Below are 24,529 nucleotides of genomic sequence, written 5' to 3' on the forward strand. Positions count from 1 at the left end.
TTTATAGGCGGCAAGAGGTGTATTAAAATGAATTTTTCACATAAACCGGTAATGCTGGCGGAGGTAATTGACGGTTTAAATATAAGGCCCGGAGGCATTTATGTGGACTGTACGCTGGGTGGTGCGGGTCACAGCAGTGCAATTGCTCAAAAACTTGATGGCAGAGGGTTATTAATAGGCCTGGATCAGGATCCGGAAGCACTGGCGGCCGCTTCAGAACGCCTGGCTGTATACGGGGCGCTGGTCAAAACAGTGGGTAGGAACTTTTCTGAAATTGCCTCAGTGTTGTCTTCCCTGAATATCGAGAGTGTGGATGGTATACTGTATGATTTAGGAGTTTCCTCCTATCAATTAGATAACCCCTCACGTGGTTTCAGCTACATGCATGAGGCTCCGCTGGACATGCGGATGAACCCTCAGAGCGGCATAACGGCGGGAGATCTGGTCAACAGCCTATCACAGGAGAAACTTGCGGAGATTATTCAAAGCTACGGTGAAGAGAGATGGGCCTCCAGAATTGCCGGGTTTATTATTGAAGAAAGGCGGCATAAGAATATTTGCACTACCGGCCAGTTGGTGCAAATAATTAAGAAAGCCATACCTGCCGGTGCCCGCCGCGACGGACCGCACCCGGCTAAACGAACCTTTCAGGCTTTACGTATAGCAGTCAACAGAGAACTGGAGATATTGCAGCAAGCCTTAAGGGATGGCATTAAGTTTTTAAGGACCGGTGGTCGTATTTGTGTAATAACTTTTCATTCACTGGAAGACCGCCTGGTAAAAGAAGTATTTAAGAGTGTGGCAAAAGGTTGCATATGTCCTCCCAGGCTGCCGGTTTGCTTGTGCGGTAAGCAAAAAGAACTGAAAATAATTACCGGTAAACCGTTGGTACCAACGGAAACTGAATTGAAGGACAATCCCCGGGCCCGCAGCGCTAAACTTCGCATAGCGGAAAGGTTCTAAAAAAAATGAGAGGTGAATACCTTGGTAGTAACGCAAAATCTTGCGGAAAAACTTAACCCTACCGAAAACGATCAGATGGAAACGCTGCAGCAGCCGCCAACAAGGTCTAAAAAACATTTTTGTATATCCAGAAGCCAGTGTTTTGTCTTTACAAGTTTAGTATTGGCCGCCTTTTTAACCGGAGCAGTAATCTCCTTTTATTGTGCGCAAATTTTCACCATGGGCTATAAGATGAGCAAGATGAAAAAAGAAATAGCCGAGATTCAAAACGACAGTCAAGATATGCAGGTTGAAATCACCAGGCTTTCTTCTTTGGACCGGGTAGAGGCAATGGCGACACAAAAACTGGGCATGGTTGCGCCTGGCAGGGACATTGTACTGGTAGATGCCCCGTTAACCAAACAAAATCAGGTGCAGTCACCGGTTCAAGCGCAGGTGAATACGGATCCGGCAATAGATGAGGAAAATGTCGACCCGGAAAAGTCCAGCTGGGTAATAGAGGCGATAACCCAATTAGTCAGTTATCTGGAACAACATGTGAAAGCTTGCTAGATTGAATTCGGCAAGGGTGGGGGAGGAGTCCATGCGCACGACTAATATAACGGTTAGAAAAAGGATTACCATACTCTTTCTCCTGATAGCTGCTTTTTTGCTCTTTTTAATTTTTCGTTTAGCCTGGTTGCAATTTGTCAAAGGTGGTGATCTGAGCCGCAAATCCTTTGAAATGCGTACCACTGATGTACCGGTTGAGGCAAAGCGTGGATCAGTATATGATCGCAACGGAAATGAACTGGTTACCAGCATCAGTACGGACTCTGTTTATGCTATTCCCAAGCAAATAGAAAAACCGGCGGAAGTTGCTAAAAAACTTGCCCCTTATCTTAAAATGGATGAGGAAAAGATATATAAGATCCTAACCAAAAAATCAGCCTTTGAATGGGTATCCCGCAAGCGAATAGATTTTGAAGCATCACAGGAACTTAAAAAAATGAAGCTGCAGGGAATAGGCTTTGCCGAAGAGAGCAGGCGTTATTACTTGCATGACACTCTGGCGCCTCAAGTTCTGGGATTTACCGGAATCGACAACCAGGGTTTGATGGGCATAGAGAAAGCTTATGATCAAGAATTAAAAGGGGTACCGGGCCGGGTAGTTGTTGAGCATGACGCAGCCGGCAACACTGTTCCCCAGGCTATGCATAAATATTACGCACCCCGGCAGGGACATAATATTATACTGACAATCGATCAGAGTATTCAGTATTTTGTAGAGAGAGAACTGGATAAGGTAGTGAGTGAATATAGCCCGAAAAATGCCGTAATTGTAGTAATGAATCCTAAGACAGCAGAGATACTGGCAATGGGTTGTCGACCTACTTTTAATTCCAATGACTGGTCAAGCGCGCCACAGACTTCCTGGGACAGAAACCCGGCTATCTGGTATAATTATGAACCTGGCTCGACATTCAAGATTATTACCATGTCTGCTGCTCTGGAAGAGGGGACGGTAAAAGAAAGCGATACTTTTAATGATCCCGGTTTCATTAAAGTTGCAGACCGAATTATTAAATGCTGGAAAGCCGGGGGGCATGGCTTTGAGACTTTTGCCGATGTTGTCGCTAATTCTTGCAACCCTGGCTTTATTGAAGTAGGTTTGGAACTGGGCAAAGAGCGCTTCTATAAGTACATTAAGGCTTTTGGTTTCGGTGAGTTAACTAATTTAAATTTGCCGGGCGAAGCCAATGGCATACTCATACCGGAGGAAAAAGCAACTACTCTAAACCTTGCTACCATATCTATTGGCCAGTCTGTAGCGGTTACTCCCATACAATTGATTACTGCGGTTTGCGGTGCCGTTAACGGCGGCACACTAATGAAACCACAACTGGTTAAATCAATAACTGACAGTGAGGGAAAGGTTGTTAAAACCTTTGAGCCGGAAAAAATACGCCAGGTCATATCCAAAGCAACTTCTCAAGAGGTCAGGCATCTTTTGGAAGGAGTCGTAATGAACGGTTCAGGCGCTAATGCTTTTGTAGAAGGTTACGGTACCGGTGGTAAGACAGGTACGGCTCAAGTAGTTGGTGAGAGGGGCGGTTATGTAAGCGGTAAATATGTTGCCTCTTTTGTGGGCTTTTCCCCGGTAGATGACCCGCAGGTTGTCTGTTTGGTGGTAGTCAGCGAGCCGCAGACCACTGCTTATTACGGCAGCCAGGTAGCTACACCTATATATAAAGAAGTAGTTCAGAATACATTAAGGTATATGGGGGTGCCGGAACGCCCCGGGATTAAAAAACCTAAAGATCCGCTGGTATTTTATGAAGAGCCCGAAATAAGGGTAAGTGTGCCAAATGTTGTTAACTACCCTCTGGAGCAGGCTCAGGAAGTTCTGAGAGGCCGTGGTTTAGCCTTTAAAACCAGCGGCAGCGGTGATATGGTTGGCAGTCAAACACCCGGTGGGGGAGCGGAAGTGCTCAACGGCACGACAGTACTGCTTAACCTTGACGCACAAGAACAGAAGGATCCTTCTGTAATAATTATGCCTGATTTAAGAGGTCTTAGTATCAAGGAAGCCGGCAATCTGCTCGATAAGTTGGGTCTAAAATTAGAATCGCAGGGAACCGGACTGGCAGCAGAACAGAGTGTGGCACCTGGCAATAAGGTTACTGCCGGAACTGTGATAAAAATAGATTTTGCGGCACCGGATGAATAATAAGGAAGAAACCTGTGACTCAGACTGCTTCCTTTGCGGGGATGTCTGAGTTTTTGGTGTATAATGTAAAATGTTTTGCCAGGTTAGATTATGCTATTATGGGAATAATATATAGCTAAAAGCTTTTAGATAAAAGTCAACAGAGGCCGCTCATGATGATTATGGGGCGGGTAAAATATGTTTAAGGGGGGCTGGTTTTGCTTTTTGGAGAAATTTTACAATCTGTAGAAGTTTTATCGGCAGGCGGTAATTCGGAAATACAGCTTACCGGTATTGCCTATGATTCAAGGCAGGCTAACCCAGGCTTTTTGTTTGTGGCTGTGGAGGGTTTTCAAACTGATGGCCATGATTATATATTAGATGCAGTAAATAACGGTGCAGTGGCAGTGATTTTGCAAAAAGATATGATTTTGCCTGATTATATTGCCTGGGCAAGAGTACCTGACAGCAGAAAGGCCCTGGCTCTTTTATCAGCCAGGTTTTATAACTATCCCTCGCGCCGGCTGAAAATGATTGGTGTGACCGGAACCAACGGTAAAACAACTACCGCTCACTTAATTGAATCAGTATACCGTGCTGCGGGCCATAGAACCGGGTTAATCGGGACTTGTTACAACCTGATTGGTGAAGAAATCTTTGAGGTTAAGCATACAACGCCTGAATCCACTGATTTGCAATCTCTTTTATCAGCTATGCTGAAGGCAGGGGTTGAGGTGGTGGCCATGGAGGTGTCTTCGCATGCCCTAAATCTGCACAGGGTAGATGGGTGTGAGTTTGATATCGCTGTGTTTACAAATTTGACTCAAGATCACCTGGATTTTCATGAGAATATGGAAGATTACCTGGCTGCCAAGAGTATTCTGTTTTCCGGCTTGCAAGGTGATGGCGGTAAGAACGGTGCCAAGTATGCGATTATCAATGCTGATGACGAGGCTGCGGCCAGGCTTACAAGGCTTAGCGGGGGCCAGGTAATCACTTATGGTATGGTCAAAAAGGCTGATATAATAGCGGAGAATATTACGGTCAGAGCGGATGGTGCTTCTTTCACTGTAGCCAGCCGGCAGGGAAAGGTAACAATTAATTTAAACTTGACAGGTAAGTTCAATGTTTATAATGCGTTGGCCGCTTACTCTGTAGGGATGGTTTCCGGTTTTTCACCTCAAGTTATTAAGCATGCTCTGGAAGGAGTAAAAGGTGTTCCCGGACGTTTTGAGCTGGTGGACGAGGGTCAGGATTTTGCAGTTATTGTTGATTACGCCCACACACCTGACGGTTTAAGAAATATCCTGAATACGGCCCGTGAGTTCACTGCCGGTAAACTAATTAATGTTTTTGGCTGTGGTGGTGATCGTGACCGCACTAAGCGACCGTTAATGGGAGAGATAAGCGGCAGACTCAGTGATTTCACGATTGTTACCTCTGATAATCCTCGCCGCGAGGACGCGGATAGGATTATTTTGGACATTCTTGTTGGGATCAGCAGAGTGGTGGAAAGAGATTATTACACCATTATAAGCGATCGGAGAGCGGCTATAAAAGCAGCTCTGGCTCAAGCTGCTTCAGGTGATGTAGTGATTATTGCCGGAAAGGGTCACGAGACCTATCAAATAATAGGTGACGTTCGTTATGCGTTTGACGACAGGGAGGAAGTCCGGCAAGCTCTAAGGGAACTTTTCTCGCTGCCTGTCACTTAGATATTGGAGGAAAGTATGAAAACCATGTCTTTAGATGAGATTGCCGGGGTTATTGGAGCCAGACAAGTGCAGAAAGGCTCAGTTAATGAAGTTTCCTCTGTTTGCACTGATACACGCAGGTTAAAGCCGGGAGAATTGTTCTTTGCCTTAAAAGGAGAAAATTATGATGCCAATGATTTTGTCGAACAAGGTAAAGCTAAGCAAGCAGCGGCGGTTGTTGTAAGCCGGGTTTTGTCCGCTGTAAATTCCGGTACTGCAGTATTGCAAGTGCAGGACAGTTTAAAAGCCCTGCAGGCTCTGGCCCGTTATAACAGGCAGCTTTTTAATATTCCTGTCATTGGCGTTACCGGCAGTAATGGTAAAACCTCTACCAAGGATATGATAGCAAGTGTTTTGGGTGTGCGATATAAAACTTTAAAAACCAGCGGTAACTACAATAACGAAATCGGTTTGCCTTTAACTCTGTTGTCTATGGATAGTTCACACCAGACAGCAGTTGTGGAAATGGCCATGCGAGGCAGGGGGGAAATTGATTTTCTTTGCCAACTGGCCAGACCAACTGGCGCTGTAATAACCTGTATAGGCGAAGCCCACCTGGAACTGCTTGGTTCCCGGGAGAATATTGCTGCCGCCAAAGGCGAGATGCTTCAGCATATTGGGCCGCAGGGGTTTGCCTTGCTGAGCGGAAACAGTTCTTTGACCAGGCAATTGGCGGGGCTTACTGCCGGTAAGGTATTATTTTACGGAACAGAACCACAGCTGGATATTAGAGCCTGCGATATTCAAACCGGCAGTAATGGGAGTAAATTTACTGTAATCACATCCCGTGGGCAGGAGGATATCTTCCTTCCGATACCAGGTCGGCATAATATTATAAATTCTCTGGCAGCTGTAGGAGTGGGTCTGGAACTGGGCCTTTCTTTGCCGGAAATCAAAGCAGGTTTGGCGGAAGTGGTTTTAACTGGTATGAGAATGGAAATAATAAAAATTAATGGCATAACGGTGATAAATGATGTGTATAACGCTAACCCTGACTCCTCTAAAGCTGCTTTGACAACACTGGCGGATTTGGGACATAACCGAAGAAAGATTGCAGTTTTAGGCAGTATGTTTGAATTGGGCTGCAGGGCGGTAGAGGGCCATCGTGAGGTGGGCAGAGCGGCTTTTGCAGCAGGAACCGAATATCTGGTGACAGTGGGAGAATTGGCCCGGCAAATTGCTGTAGGTGCAAAAAATGCAGGTATGCCTGCTGACAGAATATTTGTTTATGAAGATAAGCAGAGAGCCTGTGATTGCCTGGGTGAATTGTGTAAAAAGGAAGATGTGATCCTGGTTAAAGGCTCACGGGGAATGCATATGGAGGAAGTTGTGAGTTATTTAGCGCAGTAAGTTATAACCTCGGGTTTATTTTTTATATGCCGGCGGTTTAAGGTGGGGGGGTTTATGAATATAATATGGGAGGCTCTTGGTGTATCCCTGGCAGTGACTCTTTTTTCCGGGCCTGTAGTTATTCCACTGCTGCGTCGTTTGAAGTTCGGCCAGCAGATTCGTGATGACGGGCCGCAGAGGCACTTAAAAAAAGCTGGTACACCGACTATGGGTGGGATAATGTTTTTGCTGGGGGTTGTTGTGGCAGGGCTATGGCTGGGCAATAAGTCTGCGGAAGGTATGATGTTATTAGGTATTACTTTGGGATTTGGCTTAATTGGTTTTTTAGATGATTACATAAAGGTTGTTTTAAAAAGATCCCTGGGTTTAAGAGCCAGGGAAAAATTATTAGGACAGTTTGTACTTGCTATTATTCTGGTTTGGTTTGCAGTATTCCATTTCGGCAGAGGTACTGATCTGGCCTTGCCTTTTAGCGGAACAACCTTTGATTTTGGGTGGTTGTTCTACTTTGTTTTTGCGGTATTTTTGATTGTAGGTATGGTTAATGCGGTTAATCTGACAGATGGCCTTGACGGTTTGGCTGCAGGAACAAGTGCACTGGTTGCCTTTGCCTATGTGGTCATAGCCATGACCACAGGCAAGCCGGGTATTGCCCTGATCATGGCAGCAGTTGTCGGTGGTTGTTTGGGTTTTCTCTGGTATAATAATTATCCGGCCAGGGTATTTATGGGTGACACCGGTTCGCTTGCCTTGGGCGGATCCCTGGCAGCGGCCGCTGTATTAACACGCAGTGAACTGATTTTTCTAATTGTGGGGATAATTTTTCTAGTCGAAGCTCTATCAGTAATTATTCAGGTGATTTCCTTTAAATTAACTGGTAAGCGTGTGTTTAAAATGAGTCCGCTGCACCATCATTTTGAACTGAGCAACTGGTCTGAAGTTAGAATAGTGCTCACCTTCTGGTTGGTCACAGTTATTTTCGCAGTTTTTGGTCTGGCAGGAATGGCGGTAGATTTATCTTTGCTTTGGGACTGAAGCAGTAAAGTGGAGGTTTAAGATTATCATGGAACTGGAAAACAAAAAGGTACTGGTTGTGGGAGCCGGAAAAAGCGGTCTGGCCGTTGCCCGTTTTTTAAAGACGAAAAATGCTGAGATTGTGATAACTGATCAGAATTACTCTGTTGAGTTGCAAAAGCAAATTGAGCAAATTGGTGTGGTGCCTGTTCTGGGGCGATATCCGGAGTTTTCTGATAATGATTATGACTTAGTTGTGGTTAGTCCCGGTGTTCCGCTCAGTGTTCACCCGGTTGTTAAGGCTCATAGCTTGGGTATTGAGGTTATAGGTGAATTGGAATTAGCCGCTCGTTTTATTAAAGCTCCTGTTGTGGCTATCACCGGTACGAATGGAAAAACCACAACTACTTCCCTGATCGGTGAAATATTTAGAAATAATGGTATAAAAACATTGGTAGCCGGTAATATCGGCTTGCCTTTGGTTACTGAGGTAGAAAAATATGGTCCTGGTGACATTATTGTGGCTGAAGTATCCAGCTTTCAATTAGAGACTACCGTGCATTTCCGTCCTAATGTTGCTGTAATCCTCAACATTACGCCTGATCACCTTGACCGGCATGCTACCATGCAAAACTATGCGCAGGCCAAAGCAAATATTTATAAGCAGCAGCTGTCCTCTGATTACACTGTTCTAAATTATGATGATTCTTTGACAGCTTCACTGGCAGTTAAAGTGCCGGGCAGGGTCATATTTTTTAGCCGCAAACATATTTTAGATAGAGGGGTTTTCGTTCGTAACGAGGAGATAATAGCAGCGTTAGATGGCGATGAAACAGCTATCTGCCGGGTCGATGAAGTTAAGATACCGGGGGCTCATAACCTGGAAAACGCTTTGGCATCTGTAGCTGCCGGATTTGTTTTGGGAGTTGGTCGGCAAGTACTGGCTAATACTTTGAAAACTTTTCCCGGTGTGGAACACCGGCTGGAATTTGTGGCGGAGATTAACGGTGTTCGCTATATCAATGATTCCAAGGGAACCAACCCAGATGCCGCTGTCAAGGGATTGCAGGCCTATAGTCAGCCTATTGTTTTAATTGCCGGGGGCAGGAATAAAGGCAGTGATTTTAAAGAATTTATGCAGGCAGCCAAGGAGAAGGTAAGAACAATGGTGGTGTTGGGCGAGTGTGCTCAGGAACTGCTGGAAGCGGCGCAAGCTGTTGGTTTCGGCAATGTTATTCAGGCGACTGATTTTATAAGTGCGGTAAAGCTGGCTGCGCAAACTGCCCGCAGCGGTGATGTAGTGCTGCTGTCTCCTGCGTGCGCCAGTTGGGATATGTTCAAGAATTATGAGGAGAGAGGCAGGCTTTTTAAGGAGATTGTTAAGGATTTGAGGTGTTAAGTGAACATGAGGGGAAGAAAGCGGCCTCCCGATTTTCTGCTGTTCATAACGGTACTTATGTTATTAGGTATCGGGGTGGTTATGGTATTCAGTGCCAGTGAATACACTGCTTTGGTCAGAGAGTACTATAACCACGATCCCTTCTATTTTTTTAAAAAGCAGCTTATGTTTGCCGTAGCGGGCTTGTTGATTATGGGATTGATAGTAAAATACGATTACTGGAGATTTAAAAAGCATACCAATAAAATTGCTATAGCTGCCTTTGTGCTGCTGATTTTAGTTTTAATCCCGGGTATCGGAGTCGTGTCACACGGAGCCAGGCGTTGGATTGGCATTGGTTTGTGGACATTTCAACCTTCTGAATTGGTGAAAATGTGTTTGATTATTTTTACTGCTCATGGCTTATCTCAAAAAGGTCATCAGATAAAAAGTTTTACCAGGGGCTTATTACCGTACTTGATGATGATGGCGGGGGCCAGCGGCTTGATCCTGCTTCAGCCTGATTTAGGGACTGCGTCTACTTTGGCCGGAACTATTGTGTTTATGTTCTTTGCTGCCGGAGCCAGGTTAAGCAACATGGCCGCCCTGTCAGGCGCGGGAATAATGGCAGTGGCTTTAGCCATATATTTTGAACCATATAGGATGAAGAGATTTTTAGCTTTTTGGGATCCTTGGGCAGATCCTCAAGGAGACGGTTTTCACATTATTCAGGGACTCCTGGCACTTGGCTCGGGCGGATTTTTCGGCACCGGCTTGGGACAGGGAAGACATTCTAAATTGCTCTATGTGCCTGAGCAGCATACTGATTTTATTTTTGCTGCGGTTGGTGAAGAGCTGGGTTTTATCGGTGCCTGTCTGGTAATACTTCTATTCGGCATGTTTGTTTGGCGGGGCTTGAAAATTGCCATAGATTCTCCGGATCCTTTTGCCAGCTTAACGGCAGCGGGTTTGACTTTAGGAATAGCACTGCAGGCCATCATTAATATGGGTGTGGTAACAGGATCACTGCCGGTGACAGGAATTACCCTGCCATTTATCAGTTATGGAGGCACATCCTTGATCTTTACTCTTATAGGTGTAGGCATTATATTAAATATTTCCAGGTATACTACTTCAAGATGATTATATATCATAAGATAAAGCAGGGGTGAATCCATGCGGGTTGTAATTACCGGAGGAGGTACGGGTGGCCATATTTATCCTGCTCTGGCTGTTGCCAGGGGCATAAAAGACAGGCACAGGCAAGCCGAATTATTGTATATTGGAACAGAGTCTGGTTTGGAGTCTGATTTGGTGCCCAAGGCCTGTATTTCTTTTTCTGCTATTACTGCAGTGGGATTAAAACGCAAAATGTCTTTACATAACCTGACTGTACCCTGGAAGGTTACTGGAGGAATGCTCAGAGCTGCAAAGTTGCTGCGTGATTTTTCTCCCCGTGTGGTTGTAGGCACGGGTGGTTATGTATGCGGTCCGGTTGTATTGGCGGCAGCTTTGTTAAAAATACCTACGTTGATTCACGAGCAAAACGCTTTTCCCGGTATAACTAACCGGATTCTTTCGCGCTTTGCCGATCGTGTAGCGGTTACCTTTTCTGAATCATTTAAATATTTTCCAAAACGTGCCAAATTAAAGCTTACCGGCTTGCCGGTACGTACGGAAATACTGGCAGTTGACAGGGAGAAAGCCCGTGCCAGCCTGAAATTGTCTCCAGAAATCAAATTTCTCCTAAGTTTTGGGGGAAGTCAGGGTGCGCGTAGTATTAATCAGGCTGTGCCGGTCCTCATGAGCAATTTTTCTAATGACCCTGGGGTGCATATTTTACATATTACAGGTCCCAGAGGTTATGATGAGTTTATCGAAGCAAATAAAAGTATATGTATGGATAATCATGGAAATATTACAGCTGTGCCCTATTTGTATAATATGCCGGAAGCTTTAGCCGCTGCTGATTTAGTTATTTGCCGGGCTGGTGCGGCTACTCTGGCTGAACTTACTGCAAGAGGACTACCCGGGATACTAATACCTTATCCTTACGCTTCGGAAAACCACCAGGAGCATAATGCACGAGCCCTGGTCAAACGTGACGCGGCGGAAATGATCTTGGACCGGGAGTTAAGCGGTGAAGCGTTATATGAAAAGGTTAAGGAGCTTTTAGCCAACCCGTCAAGGCTGAATAAAATGTCTGAAGCCAGCAAAAAGCAGGGGCATCCAACAGCTTTGGAAGAAATTTTAGATTGTATTGAAGAGATTATTTAAGTAAAAAATTTTATTTTACCGGAGGACAAGCTTTTGTAACACATACAGTATGCAGTGAATAGGATATTGTATATTTTTATTAACCTTGTGCTGTTATCCGGTGTTTGGAGGGGGATGAACCTAAGTGCAACCGATACCGAAAAAAATTCACTTCATTGGCATAGGTGGTGCAGGTATGAGTGCCGTCGCGCAAATTTTGTTGGAACTGGGATACACGGTTACCGGTTCTGATCAAAAGCTTTCTCATATTACTGAACGCTTGGAAGAGTTAGGTGCAGTTTGCTATGCCGGTCATAATGCAGAAAATATCGGTGATGCTGAGCTAATTGTTATATCTTCTGCAATTCCCAGCAACAATCCGGAATGGCAATTTGCTTTGCATAAAGGTGTACCGGTCATTCACAGGGGTGAGATGCTGGCTCGTATGATGGATAGGCAGACCGGTATAGCTATAGCCGGAGCACATGGTAAAACAACCACCACTTCAATGATTGCCTTAACCCTGGTCAAAAACAATCTAGACCCGACAGTATTAATCGGAGGTGAATTGACTGATATAGGCGGAAACGCAAAACTGGGTTACGGGCAGTATCTGGTTGCCGAGGCGGATGAAAGTGACGGGTCTTTCTTACTATTGAGGCCCAATATTATTGTTGTAACAAATATCGAAAATGATCACCTGGATTACTATAAGACTGAAGAAAAAATCACAGAGGCCTTTAGTAAGTTTATCAGGAAAATACCATCTGATGGTATGGCTGTGCTATGTACTGATGACCGGCAGTTAAAACATATGAGCACTCAATTAAAACGGCCTTGTAAAACCTATAGCGTAAAGAGCACAGACGCGGATTACACAATACGAAATATGATTACTGACGGGCCAAAATCAAAAGTGGAAGTATATGAAAACGGTACTTTATTAGGTATTTTGGAGTTGCTGGTGCCAGGTCTGCATAATATTTCAAACGCCCTGGCAGTAGTAGCGGTTGGCAGGCATATAGGTTTGGATTTTGACAAGATAGCTGAGGCATTGAGCACTTTTAAAGGAGCGCAGAGGCGTTTCCAGTTGATTGGCATAGAAAAAGAAGTGCAGGTAGTAGATGATTATGCCCACCACCCCAGTGAAATCAGAGCTACTTTGAAGGCGGCCAGGCAGGCTCACGCAGGACGTATAATAGCGGTTTTTCAACCACATCGATATAGTAGAACTCAGCACTTGTATGAGCAGTTTGGGGAGGCCTTTGGTGATGCGGATGTTGTGATTGTCAGCGATATATACAGCGCTGGGGAGAAGCCAATTGAGGGTGTGCATGCCGGGCTGATTGTTGCAGCGGTGCAAAAAAATACTGGTCGTGAGGTAATTTACCAGCCGGGAATTGAGCAAATTACTGATTGTCTGGAAACTATTGTAAAACATGGTGATTTAGTTTTAACTATGGGCGCGGGAAATATTCAATCGGCGGGTGTTGAACTAGTATTAAGATTGAAAGGGAATTAATCTATGACTGAGACAATTTTCAATGATTTGGAGCAAGTATTGTCTGGTCAGCTAAAATATAATGAGCCTATGAGCAGGCATACCAGCTGGCGTGTCGGAGGACCGGCGGAGGTATTAGTGGAGCCATCGGGAATGGTTGATATTAAGACAGCCTGTGAATACGCCCGGGATAAAAAAATTCCGTTAACCGTTATCGGGAATGGCAGTAATTTACTGGTGTCCGACTATGGTATAAAGGGCATGGTGCTTAAAATAGGCAAAGGTTTGTCTGATATAGAAATTGATAATGAGACTATAATGGCGGGGGCAGGGGCTAAATTATCCCGCATTGCCGCAGCGGCAGGAGCGGCGGGTGTGGGGGGGTTGGAATTTATGGCCGGTATCCCGGGCACGCTTGGCGGGGCAGTGGTAATGAATGCCGGGGCTTACGGAAAATCTATCAGTCAAGTCCTGAAAAGAGTTTCTCTAATTAATCAGAATGGTCAGGTAAGCTGTCAAGAGCAAGAGAATATTATTTTTGATTACCGCAGCAGCAGTCTGCAGGAATCAGGCCTGATAGTTACTGAAGGTGTTTTAGAGGGTTATCTCAGGGATGAAAAACAAATAAAAGATGATATGAAGGATATGGGAGAAAAGCGACGGTCCAGTCAACCTTTAAATTACCCTAATGCCGGCAGCGTCTTCAGGAATCCTCCTGGTTATTCAGCCGGCAAGCTGATAGAAGAGTCGGGAGCAAAGGGTTTAAGAGTCGGTGACGCTCAAGTCTCTGAAAAACACGCTAATTTTATAATCAATTTGGGCAGCGCAACAGCTGAAGACATATTGCAACTCATTGAAAGGGTGCAACGTATGGTGGAAAAAAGATTTGGTATTAGACTTAAGAAAGAAATCAGGGTGCTGGGCAGGTTTCTTAGGTGAGGTGATGTTGTGGCGAAATATAAAATTTCTGGTGGCAGGCGACTGGAAGGAACTGTACAGGTGAGCGGTTCCAAAAATGCTTCCCTGCCTATATTAGCCGCCTGCTTATTAAATGGGGAAGTAAACACTGTTTACGGCATTCCCAGGTTGCGTGATATTATGGTAATGCAGGAGTTGTTGCGTTACCTGGGTGGTAATGTAGCCTGGGAAGGCAATGTCATGACTATTGACAGCAAAAATATAAAGAGCAAAAAGATATCAGAAATTCTCATGCGCCGCATGAGAGCTTCAAACCTGGTGTTGGGACCACTTTTGAGCAGGTTTGGCAGGGTAGAAATGGCCTATCCGGGAGGCTGCCAAATTGGGACCAGGCCTATGGATTTACACATTAAAGGAATTCAAGCTTTAGGGGCGGTAACCACTGAAAAGCATGGCTATATTATTGCAGAGGCAGATGAACTGGTAGGAGCGGAAATACATCTTGACGTGCCCAGCGTGGGAGCAACAGAGAATATAATGATGGCTGCTGTATTTGCTAAAGGACAGACTGTGATTCGCAATGCGGCCAGAGAGCCGGAAATTGTTGATTTGCAGAAGTTTCTCAATAGTATCGGAGCTGATGTCAGAGGAGCCGGATCTGATACGATAAAAATAAGAGGTGTCAAGCTGCTTAAAGCCGGACAGCATAAGGTTATTCCTGACAGAATTGAGGCGGGTACGCATATGGTAGCAGCGGCTGTTACACGTGGGGATATAACTATAGAAAATATAATACCTGATCATATGGAACCTGTAACGGCTAAATTAAAGGAAGCGGGTATACCGGTATATGTAAGAGAGGACAGTATAAGAGTTTGCTGTGACAGGCGACCTGTTCCGGTAGACATAAAGACCATGCCATATCCGGGATTTCCAACCGATATGCAGCCGCAGTTAATGGTTTTGATGTGCATAGCCTCCGGTACAGGCATTGTGACTGAGACAGTTTTTGAAAACCGCTACAAGCATGTAGCAGAATTGCGCCGGATGGGGGCTGACATTCGTGTAGAAGGACAGACCGCCATTGTTAAAGGGGTTAAATGCCTCAGCGGTGCCTGTGTCGAAGCCACCGACCTGAGAGCCGGTGCGGCACTTGTTCTGGCGGCATTGGCAGCGGATAACGGGTCTGTTATAGAAAAAGTTATGCATATTGAGCGTGGTTATGAGAGCCTGGAAAGTAAATACTCATCCCTGGGAGCAAACATTGTCAGAGTTCACGATTAGTGACTCTTTTTTGGTTTATAGGAGGACAAGAAGGGTTTTATAAAGATTACTGTCGATTAAAGATAGAATAATTAAGTGATTAATTTATGGTGTATGATAGTTTTTAAGTTTTTAGTTTGGACAAGTTAATCCATGTCAGGTATAATAAAAACAGTATGACAAAATTGTACAGATTTCACATAATAGTATTCTAACACTGACTTAATGTTTTTTGACTGGGAGTGGAGAACTTGACTAACGGTTACCACCCAATAAGAAGAAAAAAAAACAACATGACAGAAAGTATTTTCTTTATCCTTATGGTTCTGGTGGCTGTGTTTATACTTTTTAAATCGCCATTATTTGAAGTGCGGCAAATTTCAGTAGAAGGTACTTCTATTCCCTCCGAGAAAATTATTAATGTTTCCGGTATTAGTTCCGGTCAAAACATTTTTAAACTTGATTTAAAGTCAGCTCAAAATAAAATACAGCTTTTGCCGCTTGTAAAAAATGTTAATATTGCAAGGCAACTCCCTGCAACTGTGAATATTAAAGTGGAAGAAAGAAAGGCTGTGGGAGTTTTACAGATTAAAGACGGTTTTGCCGAAGTGGATGATGAGGGTGTTTTTTTGCGCACGGCTAATGTCGCTAATACGAAGCTGCCTGTTCTTACCGGTGCATCAATTAATTTTCCCGGTATCGGAAAAAAAATAGAATCGGAAAAACTTTCTACGTTGATAAATGTAGTTTGTGAATTGCCGCAAGAGATTTTGCCTAAACTATCAGAAATACATATAGATGAGGAAGGATCTATTCAACTTTATATGTTGGAAGGCATTCAATGCCGTTTAGGTTTGCCCGAAAAAATAAAAGAAAAAAGTCAAATGTTGCTAAATGTTCTGCAGGAGTTACAGCCTCAAGGCAAGAAAATAGAATATATCGAACTTACTTATTATGGTAAACCAGTCGTCAAGTATAGTGACAGGTAAGGGGTGTAAGTTTTGGGGAAAAAGGATGTTCAGTGGGTAATTGTACTGGTGGGTGTTATCATGGGTTTGCTGCTAACCATACAATTCAGGGCAACCCAGCAAGTAAAAATGAATGTTCCTGTGCAGCGCGCTAAGGAAATTTCGACACAACTGGAAAAGGTCAGATCGGATAGGGAAGGACTGAAATTGAAAGTAGAAAAACTTCGTAAGGATTTAGACCAAATGGCTCAGGGTCCACAACTTTCCGAGCAAAAAAGCAAGCTTGAGGCAGCCAGAATAGAAGCAGGGGTATCGAATGTCGCCGGTAGGGGTGTAAGGGTAACTTTAAATGACAGTAATGTTGCTTTGCAGCCTGATGAAAATCCTAATTTATATGTATTGCATGATGAGGATGTACTTAAGGTGCTCAATGAATTAAAATCTTCCGGTGCAGAAGCTATTTCTATAAATGACCAGAGATTACTTGCTACCACAGAGGTGCGCTGTGTTGGTCCCACTATTCTGGTTAATAAGACCAAACGTTTAGCCCCTCCTTTTACAATATATGCTATTGGTGATCCCGTTACTATGGAAAACGCATTAAAAATGAGGGGTGGCGTTATTGAATCCTTAAAGATTTGGGGTATTCAAGTTAATGTAGAGAAACAGGATAGGGTGGTCATTGATGCTTATTCCGGTACAGTAAGTTATAAATATGCCCAATCCGCCGTAAGCTTGAAAGGGGATGGACAGACTAGTGAATAAAACCAGGTTTCTTTCTATTGCTGTTGTCTCGGTAGTTCTTGGCTTGATGCTGGCTATCCAGTTTCGCAGCACCGTTGCCAGTCAAAACAAAAATGCAGGGGTCCCTTTTGACCGGGCACAGGAATTATCAGTGGAAATGAGACAGTTGGAAAAGGAAAGAGATGCATTGCAGCAAGAAGCGGAGGATTTAACGAATAAGCTAAACCAGGCCAATAAAGGGCAGGCGCAGGCACTGCAGGCTATTAGCAGTGAGTTAAACAAAGTAAAGATGATGGCAGGTATGTTGCCGGTTAAAGGGACAGGCGTAGAAATAGTCCTGGATAATGGAAAAGCAGGTGCACAAAGCCCGGCTGAGAATTTATTTGCTGTTCGTGATGACGACATATTAAAAGTTCTTAATGAACTGCGTGGTGCCGGAGCAGAGGCGATAAGTATTAACGGTGTGCGCGTAATAGCTACCAGCGAAATAAGGTTAGCAGGTACCTTTATTAATGTTAATTTAACCAGAGTGCTGCCGCCTTACCGCATTGAGGCCATTGGTGACAAGGATATATTAAGCAGCAGTTTGGAAATCAGCGGTGGTGTAGTAGAGTACCTTAGAAGTATGGGGATAAAAGTGTCTTTGGAAAAGAAAGAACAAATTAATATACCGGCTTATGCCGGAAGAAATCGTTTTGATTATGCTAAACCGATTTAATGGAGGTGGATATAATGTGGCTGGGTGTTTGGTTGGCCGTTCTCGGTTTGTTTTTGGGGGTTATGATTGGCCTTAATGTTCCGTTAATTTTACCGTCAATATATGCTCATTATATGTCGGTCGCTGTTCTGGCTGCTTTGGATTCAGTTTTAGGCGGTATTAGATCGGCTATGGAAGATAAATTTGATAATGGAATTTTTCTCACCGGTTTTTTCAGCAATGCACTCTTGGCAGCCGGTTTGGCTTTTATCGGGGAAAGGCTGGGTATCGAACTTTATCTGGCTGCGGTAGTGGCTTTTGGAGTAAGATTATTTCAGAATCTGGCTATTATTCGGCGTCACTTACTTAAACGATCTTATGTTATAAAAGAGGAAAACAGGCTTTCGCGTTGAATTTTACATTTTAAGTAAAGTTATGCGGGGGTACCTTTGTGTTAAAATATAACGATCAATTAATTATGGCTTTGGAGATCGGTTCAACAAAAACAGTGTGTGGGGTTGGGAAGCTGAGCCACGCCGGGAGGTTAAGTATTCTAGGTTATCATGAGGAATCCTCTATAAGCTGGCGAAAAGGTAGAATTGGTGATAATGAATTAGCTATTAGATTTTTTCGTAATATTGTTGAAGCTGTTCAGCATTCTACCGGTGGTCGGCCGTATGTGGTGCATGTTGGCATGGCCAACCATGAATTATATATAACACGGCAAAATTTCAAGCATGTTTTTTCTGAAACAGCACACAGGATATCGGAGGAAGATATATGTTTTGTTTTCCAAATGCTGAAAGCTTTGGCAGCCAGGGAAAACAACAGGATAATACATGTTGTCCCAACAGGTTTTTATATAGATAATCAATTGGTTAAAGAACCTCTTGATTTATCTGGAAAATGTTTTTCTATAGAGGCAATTGTTATATCAATGAATACTGAAGCGCTAGATAATCTGCTTATGCTACTAAAGCTTGCGGGCATAAAGGTAAAGGAAGTGATATTAGGTTCACTGGCATCGGCTGATGCGGTTTTGAATGCTACGGAGAAAGAATTCGGTTCGGTTTATGTGGATATAGGCGGGCAAACCACAGCTATTGTTGTATACTCTCATGGCTTTTTACAGGATGTAGTGGTCTTACCTGTAGGCAGTAATTATATAACCGGTGATTTGGTCTTTGGTTTGGGCATATCTTATACCGCCGCCGAGTACCTGAAGCTTGAGCTGGGTTTAACACCGGTAAGGAATCTAGCAGAGGAAATAGAAGTCAAGAGTGGTTCTGAATTAAAGAGAGTATCAGCTCGCCTGATTCTTGATATTATTGAGGCCAGAATAAATGAGATTTTAGACTTAATCAAAAAAAATATAGAAATATATAACTGTGAGGGGTTAATAAAAACAGGGTTTGTTTTTGGCGGCGGTGGAGCCAAGTTGGCTGGTTTGGTTGATTATGCTGAAAAGCATTTAGATATGCCGGTTCGGGTGACAGGTCCAGATGCATATTTAGATGCAGGAACTAGTACCGAGGCTGTGAGTTTGGGAGTAATAGGATTAATTAGATTCCGGGAAAATCAGAGTTTATTGCCTGCCAAGCCAGATACTTCAAATATTCTTGGAACCGGCTGGTTGGAAAAAATAAAATTATGGGCAGTTAAAAAATAGCATGGGGGGAAAGCGCAAAATGCTCGATTTTGAAATGAATATTGAACAATTTGCCAATATAAAAGTAATTGGGGTGGGAGGCGGCGGAAATAACGCTGTAAACCGGATGATTGTAGCGGGTTTAAAAGGCGTTGAATTTGTTTCAGTTAATACTGACGCACAAGCTTTGCAGTATGCACAGACAAGTACGAAAATTCAAATCGGTACTAAATTGACCAAAGGATTGGGAGCGGGTGCAAATCCGGATATTGGCCAGAAAGCTGCGGAAGAGAGTCGCGATGAGATTATGCAGGCGTTAAAAGGGTCAGATATGATTTTTGTTACTGCCGGTATGGGTGGTGGGACAGGTACCGGGGCAGCGCCTGTAGTAGCTGAAATTGCTAAAGAGCTTGGTGCTTTAACGGTTGGTGTAGTGACAAAGCCTTTCACTTTTGAGGGAAGAAAGCGCATGACTCAGGCAGAATCCGGTATAGAGTCACTGAAAAATAATGTGGACACCTTGATTACTATTCCTAATGACCGTTTGTTACAGGTAATAGAGAAAAACACTACTATTGTTGAAGCTTTCAGAATTGCCGATGATGTTTTAAGACAGGGTGTACAGGGTATTTCCGATTTGATCGCGGTTCCCGGTTTGATAAACCTGGATTTTGCAGATGTAAAAACTATTATGCGTGAAACCGGTTCTGCCTTGATGGGTATTGGCAGTTCCTCCGGTGATAACCGTGCGTCTGAAGCTGCCCGGAAAGCTATTTCCAGTCCACTGTTGGAAACCTCAATTGAAGGTGCCAGAGGTGTTCTTTTAAATATCACCGGAGGAACTTCATTGGGATTATTTGAAGTCCATGAGGCTGCAGAGATTATATCCCAAGCTGCGGATCAGGAAGCCAATATTATTTTTGGCGCAGTTATAGATGATCGGTTGGAAGAAGAAGTTCGTGTAACTGTTATCGCCACAGGTTTTGACCAGAGAATCGAAAACCGCAAAAACATATTTGACAGCGCTAAAAAGAAAAAAATAGAGGTAAAATCCTTCTCTACTGATGATTTGGATATTCCGGCATTTTTGCGCAGAAAATAGTTTTTTATAACTAATTAAATCTAATAAAAAATAAAAAACAAGAAAAAACTTTAAGGAAAATAATATTTTAATTATCTATAACGACAAAAATAACAACCCGGTCATTGTATAATAAGACCAGGGTTGTTATTTTTTTGAAGTCAATAAACCAGGTTATAAAAAAACCGGTTTTTAATATAAATATTATATAGTTGTATGCCCGGTTTTTATACTCTAGGAAATTATGCTTATGATGGATTTGCGGATGAGTTAAAACTAATACTACATAATTTCCAACGAGTACGAGTGCCTGCGGCTGCTTGGAAGTCGCTTGTGGCGACTTTCTTTTCGGGGGGTGTGTGACATGCCGGCTTATGTGGTTTACCTGGATCAGGTGATGTTGGGAAACCTGGTAATGAATTATGCAATTTTGTGGTCTACCGCCCGTTTTGGTAGAATAAATATTGCCAAATGGCGTTTGTTTGCCGGGGCCGGTTTGGGAAGTCTTTATACTCTGGCGCTCTTTCTTCCTCGCTGGAACAGCCTGCTTACAGTAAGTTGTAAATTTACCGTATCAGTGTTAATGGTTTTCATTGCTTTTGCGCCACTGCGGCTAAAACGTTTTTTTCAGGTGCTGGCTTATTTTTATTTATCATCGTTTATTTTGGGTGGTGTTGTTTTAGGGTGCATGTATTTTTTACGCAGTGGAAACAGCTTTTTTAACAGTGGTCTGGGCAGCCCTTCAAAAGAGTATTTTGGTTATGGCATAGCTCTTGCTCTGGTTGTGGCCTGGATAATGGGAAAAATCTTTGAGCTGGCTCGAAAAAAGGCCTTTCAAGATACTTGTAAGGCTTCTTTACTGGTAAGACTCTGGGGCAGCAGTGTTGAATTGGAGGCTCTTGTGGATACCGGGAACAGCTTAACGGATCCGCTGAGTCAGCACCCGGTAATTATTGTTGAATATAAAGCAATTAAGGAACTTTTACCCCCACCTATACAAAACTTATTTGATAAAGACAATTTGTCTGATTTTGCCTTGCTGCATGATACTTTGTCAGGAAATAAATGGTCCGAAAGATTTCGTTTAATACCTTTTCAATCCCTTGGTCGATCTGATGGCTTATTGTTGGGTTTTCGTCCAGATGAAATCATTACTGGAGCAGATGACAGAAAAAAACTGGTTCGCAAAGTAGTTGTAGGAATTTATCCGGGGCGGTTGGATGCGAATGACTCATATCATGCACTTCTCCACCCTTTAATTATGGATGAACACGCAGCATAAAAAAATATAGATTTATATAGATAGGAGGGAATAGGCTTTTGCAGATAATATGGCCGGAAAAGTTATTGGTGCATCTATGGCTGGAACGTGTTTTTCGTCTATTTACGCAACGACCGGAGATCCATTATGTAGGGAGCAGTGAAGCATTGCCACCCCCCTTAAGTATAGATGAAGAATCAATATTAATTAACAGATTGGAAACGGGTGACGGTGCAGTCAGGGGTGTATTGATTGAACGCAATCTTCGACTGGTGGTATATATAGCGCGAAAATTTGAAAACACCGGTATCAGTATTGAGGATTTGGTGTCTATTGGAACTATAGGCCTTATAAAAGCTGTTAATACTTTTGATCCGGCTAAAAAAATCAAACTTGCTACATATGCGTCTCGATGTATAGAAAATGAAATTTTAATGTATTTACGGCGCAACAATAAGACCCGCTCGGAAGTTTCTTTTGATGAGCCTCTTAACATTGATTGGGACGGTAATGAGCTTCTTTTATCAGATGTTTTAGGAACAGAAAATGACGTTATATATAAATATATTGAGGAAGAAGTTGATCGAAAACTGCTTCATTTGGCGCTGCAGAAGCTTTCAGGCCGGGAAAGGAGAATTATGGAACTGCGTTTTGGCCTAAACAACGGTTCGGAAAAAACACAAAAAGAAGTCGCTGATATGCTGGGTATTTCCCAATCGTATATCTCACGCTTGGAGAAAAGGATAATTAAAAGATTAAAAAGAGAAATTCACCGAATGGAATAGAATACGAATATTTAGAACACCCTGATAAACCAGGGTGTTTTTTTTTGCTTTGCTGGCAGGTAATCTTTTCATGTATAAATCAGTTGACGCAAGGTAATAATGAAAAAAAGAAATTATGCAAAAAACTGGAAAGAGGTGGGAGACATCATGTTGATCAATAAAGTAGAGATTTGTGGTGTAAATACAGCTAAGCTCCCAGTAATACCTAACAGTAAGATGCGGGAATTGTTCGAAGCAATACAGCAAGGTGACACCTCTGCCCGGCCACAGTTGATAAACGGCAACCTCAGGCTAGTTTTGAGTGTAATCCAACGTTTCACTAACAGGGGGGAATATGTAGATGACCTTTTTCAGGTAGGTTGTATTGGTCTTATGAAAGCTATTGATAATTTTGATCTTGCACAAAACGTGAAGTTTTCTACCTATGCTGTACCCATGATTATTGGAGAAATCAGACGATATTTAAGGGATAATAATCCTATAAGGGTAAGCAGATCGCTTCGGGATGTTGCTTATAAGGCGTTACAGGTGAGAGATACACTGGTTAATAAGCACTCACGTGAACCTTCAGTTAATGAGATAGCCAAGGAATTAAAAATGCCGCGTGAAGAAGTGGTATTTGCCCTGGATGCCATACAAGAACCAATATCACTGTTTGAGCCGATATATCATGACGGTGGCGATCCGATTTTTGTTATGGATCAAATAAGTGATGATAAAAATCAAGATTTAAACTGGTTAGAGGGAATTGCAATTAAAGATGCTTTGAGAAAACTCAGTGACAGAGAGAAGCATATCCTGACATTACGTTTTTTCGACGGGAAAACCCAAATGGAAGTAGCTGATGAAATAGGTATATCACAAGCCCAAGTATCACGTTTAGAAAAAGCGGCGTTGCACCATATGCGCAAGTACATATGAATTTATTGCTGAGAGTGAAAGATTGTATGCGGCAATTTGTCGGGGGAGGGAGTAATATGAGGGATAAATTTATGGCAGGAGCTGTTTTACTGACAATTGTCGGTATGACTTATGTTGTGTACTGGCATGCTCAAAAAGCTAAAGTATCTGAGGCATATAATGCCAATAATTTAATTAGATTTCATGTGATAGCTAACAGTGATACTGAAGCAGATCAAACCTTAAAACTTAAAGTAAGGGATAAAGTGGTAAGGGCTATGACACCTTCTTTTAGTCAAGCCGGTAATGTAGATGAAGCTCGTGTTGTGGTTAAAGAAAATTTAAGTTTGATAAAATCTGTGGCAAGTCAAGAAATTGCCAGAGAGGGTAAAGATTATCCGGTTCAAGTTAGTTTAGGTAATTATATGTTTCCGACAAAGACTTACGGCAACTTGACCCTGGAAGCAGGAGAATATGAAGCTGTTCGTGTGGTGATTGGCGAGGGTAAGGGCGCAAATTGGTGGTGTGTATTATTCCCCCCTCTTTGTTTTGTGGATTTTAGTGCGGATCAAGAGGGGATAAATATTCCGGAAAAAGCTAAGGGAGTTTCTTTGGCGGAAACGCCAAAACAACAAACAGATTCGCAGGTTCAGGTTAAGTTTAGAGTAGTTGAAGTGTTTGAAGACTCGGTAACCAGGGTGGTTCGAGTTCTTGGCAAACATCTAGTGGCATTCACGGGAGGAAAATAGAAAATAGGCACAAAAAAACAGTGAAACTTGTACAAGTTTTGCTGTTTTTTTGTGGCCTAAAAAATTATGCTTATAACGGATCAGTGATAAGTTATTGTAAAGGTAATTAGTGAACAGTTTTTTATTCCTCTTCTTGTTTAGTTGTGTCCCGCATATATTAATACGGGGGTGATTGCAGTGGTAAAAATCTCTGACTTAAGAGCGAGGGAGATTATAAATACGGTGGATGGCAGAAGACTGGGTGTAATCAAGGATATTGATATTAACCTGGAGGAAGGGCGAATCAGTGCTCTGATTATACCGGGTGTTCAGGGAAAAATTCTGGGTTTTTTTGGGCGTGAAGAAGAAATTATTATTCCCTGGGAGAAGATTAAAAAAATCGGTATTGATGTAATTCTAGTGGAATTAAACGGTTTCGGTGATTATCAGGATGATAACAGGGGCCTTGGTTGGTGAAACGAAAAAAAGACCAATTAAATATTGCATATCGCGCGGTGTACTTTGGTTATCCGCCCTGGGGGGGCAGGAAGGGGGGATAACCAAAGTACGCCCTTTTGAGGATCTATAATTTACCAAGGAATAAGCTGTTTGTGATAGGCAGATGGTTAAG

23 protein-coding genes are annotated in these 24,529 nt (G+C 43.1%); all 23 read left to right on the forward strand.

Annotated elements, in window-relative coordinates; all coding sequences use genetic code 11:
• Nucleotides 1-27: 27 nt before the first annotated feature.
• Nucleotides 28-963 (forward strand): 16S rRNA (cytosine(1402)-N(4))-methyltransferase RsmH, encoded by a 936-nt coding sequence (rsmH, locus tag DTOX_RS05015; RefSeq protein WP_015756647.1) that lies wholly within the window; start codon nt 28-30, stop codon nt 961-963.
• Between the two features lie 21 nt (nt 964-984).
• Nucleotides 985-1,515, forward strand: coding sequence for a cell division protein FtsL (gene ftsL2, locus DTOX_RS05020; RefSeq protein WP_015756648.1), 531 nt, complete (start codon nt 985-987; stop codon nt 1,513-1,515).
• A gap of 31 nt (nt 1,516-1,546) precedes the next feature.
• Nucleotides 1,547-3,673: a stage V sporulation protein D gene (locus tag DTOX_RS05025; protein WP_015756649.1), complete on the forward strand. Its 2,127-nt coding sequence runs from the start codon at nt 1,547-1,549 to the stop codon at nt 3,671-3,673.
• A gap of 197 nt (nt 3,674-3,870) precedes the next feature.
• Complete coding sequence (locus DTOX_RS05030) at nt 3,871-5,367, forward strand: UDP-N-acetylmuramoyl-L-alanyl-D-glutamate--2,6-diaminopimelate ligase (RefSeq protein WP_015756651.1); 1,497 nt, start codon at nt 3,871-3,873, stop codon at nt 5,365-5,367.
• Between the two features lie 15 nt (nt 5,368-5,382).
• Complete coding sequence (locus tag DTOX_RS05035; protein WP_015756652.1) at nt 5,383-6,756, forward strand: UDP-N-acetylmuramoyl-tripeptide--D-alanyl-D-alanine ligase; 1,374 nt, start codon at nt 5,383-5,385, stop codon at nt 6,754-6,756.
• A gap of 54 nt (nt 6,757-6,810) precedes the next feature.
• On the forward strand, nt 6,811-7,791 hold the full coding sequence (mraY, locus tag DTOX_RS05040; RefSeq protein ID WP_015756653.1) for a phospho-N-acetylmuramoyl-pentapeptide-transferase: 981 nt from the start codon (nt 6,811-6,813) through the stop codon (nt 7,789-7,791).
• 28 nt (nt 7,792-7,819) lie between these two features.
• Nucleotides 7,820-9,169: a UDP-N-acetylmuramoyl-L-alanine--D-glutamate ligase gene (gene murD / locus DTOX_RS05045; protein ID WP_015756654.1), complete on the forward strand. Its 1,350-nt coding sequence runs from the start codon at nt 7,820-7,822 to the stop codon at nt 9,167-9,169.
• Between the two features lie 6 nt (nt 9,170-9,175).
• Nucleotides 9,176-10,291, forward strand: coding sequence for a putative lipid II flippase FtsW (gene ftsW, locus DTOX_RS05050; protein WP_015756655.1), 1,116 nt, complete (start codon nt 9,176-9,178; stop codon nt 10,289-10,291).
• A gap of 33 nt (nt 10,292-10,324) precedes the next feature.
• On the forward strand, nt 10,325-11,425 hold the full coding sequence (gene murG / locus DTOX_RS05055) for an undecaprenyldiphospho-muramoylpentapeptide beta-N-acetylglucosaminyltransferase (protein ID WP_015756656.1): 1,101 nt from the start codon (nt 10,325-10,327) through the stop codon (nt 11,423-11,425).
• A gap of 124 nt (nt 11,426-11,549) precedes the next feature.
• Nucleotides 11,550-12,926 (forward strand): UDP-N-acetylmuramate--L-alanine ligase, encoded by a 1,377-nt coding sequence (gene murC, locus DTOX_RS05060; RefSeq protein WP_015756657.1) that lies wholly within the window; start codon nt 11,550-11,552, stop codon nt 12,924-12,926.
• Nucleotides 12,927-12,929: 3 nt separating this feature from the next.
• The gene (gene murB, locus DTOX_RS05065) at nt 12,930-13,844 is read left to right on the forward strand and encodes a UDP-N-acetylmuramate dehydrogenase (protein WP_015756658.1); all 915 of its coding nucleotides are present in this window, start codon (nt 12,930-12,932) and stop codon (nt 13,842-13,844) included.
• Nucleotides 13,845-13,853: 9 nt separating this feature from the next.
• Nucleotides 13,854-15,107, forward strand: coding sequence for a UDP-N-acetylglucosamine 1-carboxyvinyltransferase (gene murA, locus DTOX_RS05070; RefSeq protein WP_015756659.1), 1,254 nt, complete (start codon nt 13,854-13,856; stop codon nt 15,105-15,107).
• Nucleotides 15,108-15,337: 230 nt separating this feature from the next.
• Nucleotides 15,338-16,075 carry a cell division protein FtsQ/DivIB gene (locus DTOX_RS05075; protein WP_015756660.1) on the forward strand — a complete coding sequence of 246 codons (738 nt, stop codon included), beginning with the start codon at nt 15,338-15,340 and terminating at the stop codon, nt 16,073-16,075.
• A 12-nt stretch (nt 16,076-16,087) separates the two neighbouring features.
• On the forward strand, nt 16,088-16,819 hold the full coding sequence (locus DTOX_RS05080) for a DUF881 domain-containing protein (RefSeq protein ID WP_015756661.1): 732 nt from the start codon (nt 16,088-16,090) through the stop codon (nt 16,817-16,819).
• Nucleotides 16,812-17,516, forward strand: coding sequence for a DUF881 domain-containing protein (locus DTOX_RS05085; RefSeq protein WP_015756662.1), 705 nt, complete (start codon nt 16,812-16,814; stop codon nt 17,514-17,516). Before DTOX_RS05080 ends, DTOX_RS05085 begins: the two co-directional genes overlap by 8 nt.
• A 14-nt stretch (nt 17,517-17,530) precedes the next feature.
• On the forward strand, nt 17,531-17,908 hold the full coding sequence (locus DTOX_RS05090) for a small basic family protein (RefSeq protein ID WP_015756663.1): 378 nt from the start codon (nt 17,531-17,533) through the stop codon (nt 17,906-17,908).
• 38 nt (nt 17,909-17,946) lie between these two features.
• Nucleotides 17,947-19,164: a cell division protein FtsA gene (ftsA, locus tag DTOX_RS05095; RefSeq protein ID WP_015756664.1), complete on the forward strand. Its 1,218-nt coding sequence runs from the start codon at nt 17,947-17,949 to the stop codon at nt 19,162-19,164.
• Between the two features lie 19 nt (nt 19,165-19,183).
• Nucleotides 19,184-20,245: a cell division protein FtsZ gene (ftsZ, locus tag DTOX_RS05100; protein WP_015756665.1), complete on the forward strand. Its 1,062-nt coding sequence runs from the start codon at nt 19,184-19,186 to the stop codon at nt 20,243-20,245.
• 343 nt (nt 20,246-20,588) lie between these two features.
• On the forward strand, nt 20,589-21,506 hold the full coding sequence (gene spoIIGA, locus DTOX_RS05105; protein WP_015756666.1) for a sigma-E processing peptidase SpoIIGA: 918 nt from the start codon (nt 20,589-20,591) through the stop codon (nt 21,504-21,506).
• Between the two features lie 65 nt (nt 21,507-21,571).
• Complete coding sequence (sigE, locus tag DTOX_RS05110; RefSeq protein WP_422698401.1) at nt 21,572-22,270, forward strand: RNA polymerase sporulation sigma factor SigE; 699 nt, start codon at nt 21,572-21,574, stop codon at nt 22,268-22,270.
• Nucleotides 22,271-22,417: 147 nt separating this feature from the next.
• Nucleotides 22,418-23,191 carry an RNA polymerase sporulation sigma factor SigG gene (gene sigG / locus DTOX_RS05115; protein ID WP_015756668.1) on the forward strand — a complete coding sequence of 258 codons (774 nt, stop codon included), beginning with the start codon at nt 22,418-22,420 and terminating at the stop codon, nt 23,189-23,191.
• Nucleotides 23,192-23,247: 56 nt separating this feature from the next.
• Nucleotides 23,248-23,919: a stage II sporulation protein R gene (gene spoIIR, locus DTOX_RS05120; RefSeq protein WP_015756669.1), complete on the forward strand. Its 672-nt coding sequence runs from the start codon at nt 23,248-23,250 to the stop codon at nt 23,917-23,919.
• A 177-nt stretch (nt 23,920-24,096) separates the two neighbouring features.
• On the forward strand, nt 24,097-24,375 hold the full coding sequence (locus DTOX_RS05125) for a YlmC/YmxH family sporulation protein (RefSeq protein ID WP_015756670.1): 279 nt from the start codon (nt 24,097-24,099) through the stop codon (nt 24,373-24,375).
• Nucleotides 24,376-24,529: the final 154 nt, after the last annotated feature.

Source organism: Desulfofarcimen acetoxidans DSM 771, assembly GCF_000024205.1.
GTDB classification, from domain to species: Bacteria; Bacillota; Desulfotomaculia; order Desulfotomaculales; family Desulfofarciminaceae; genus Desulfofarcimen; species Desulfofarcimen acetoxidans.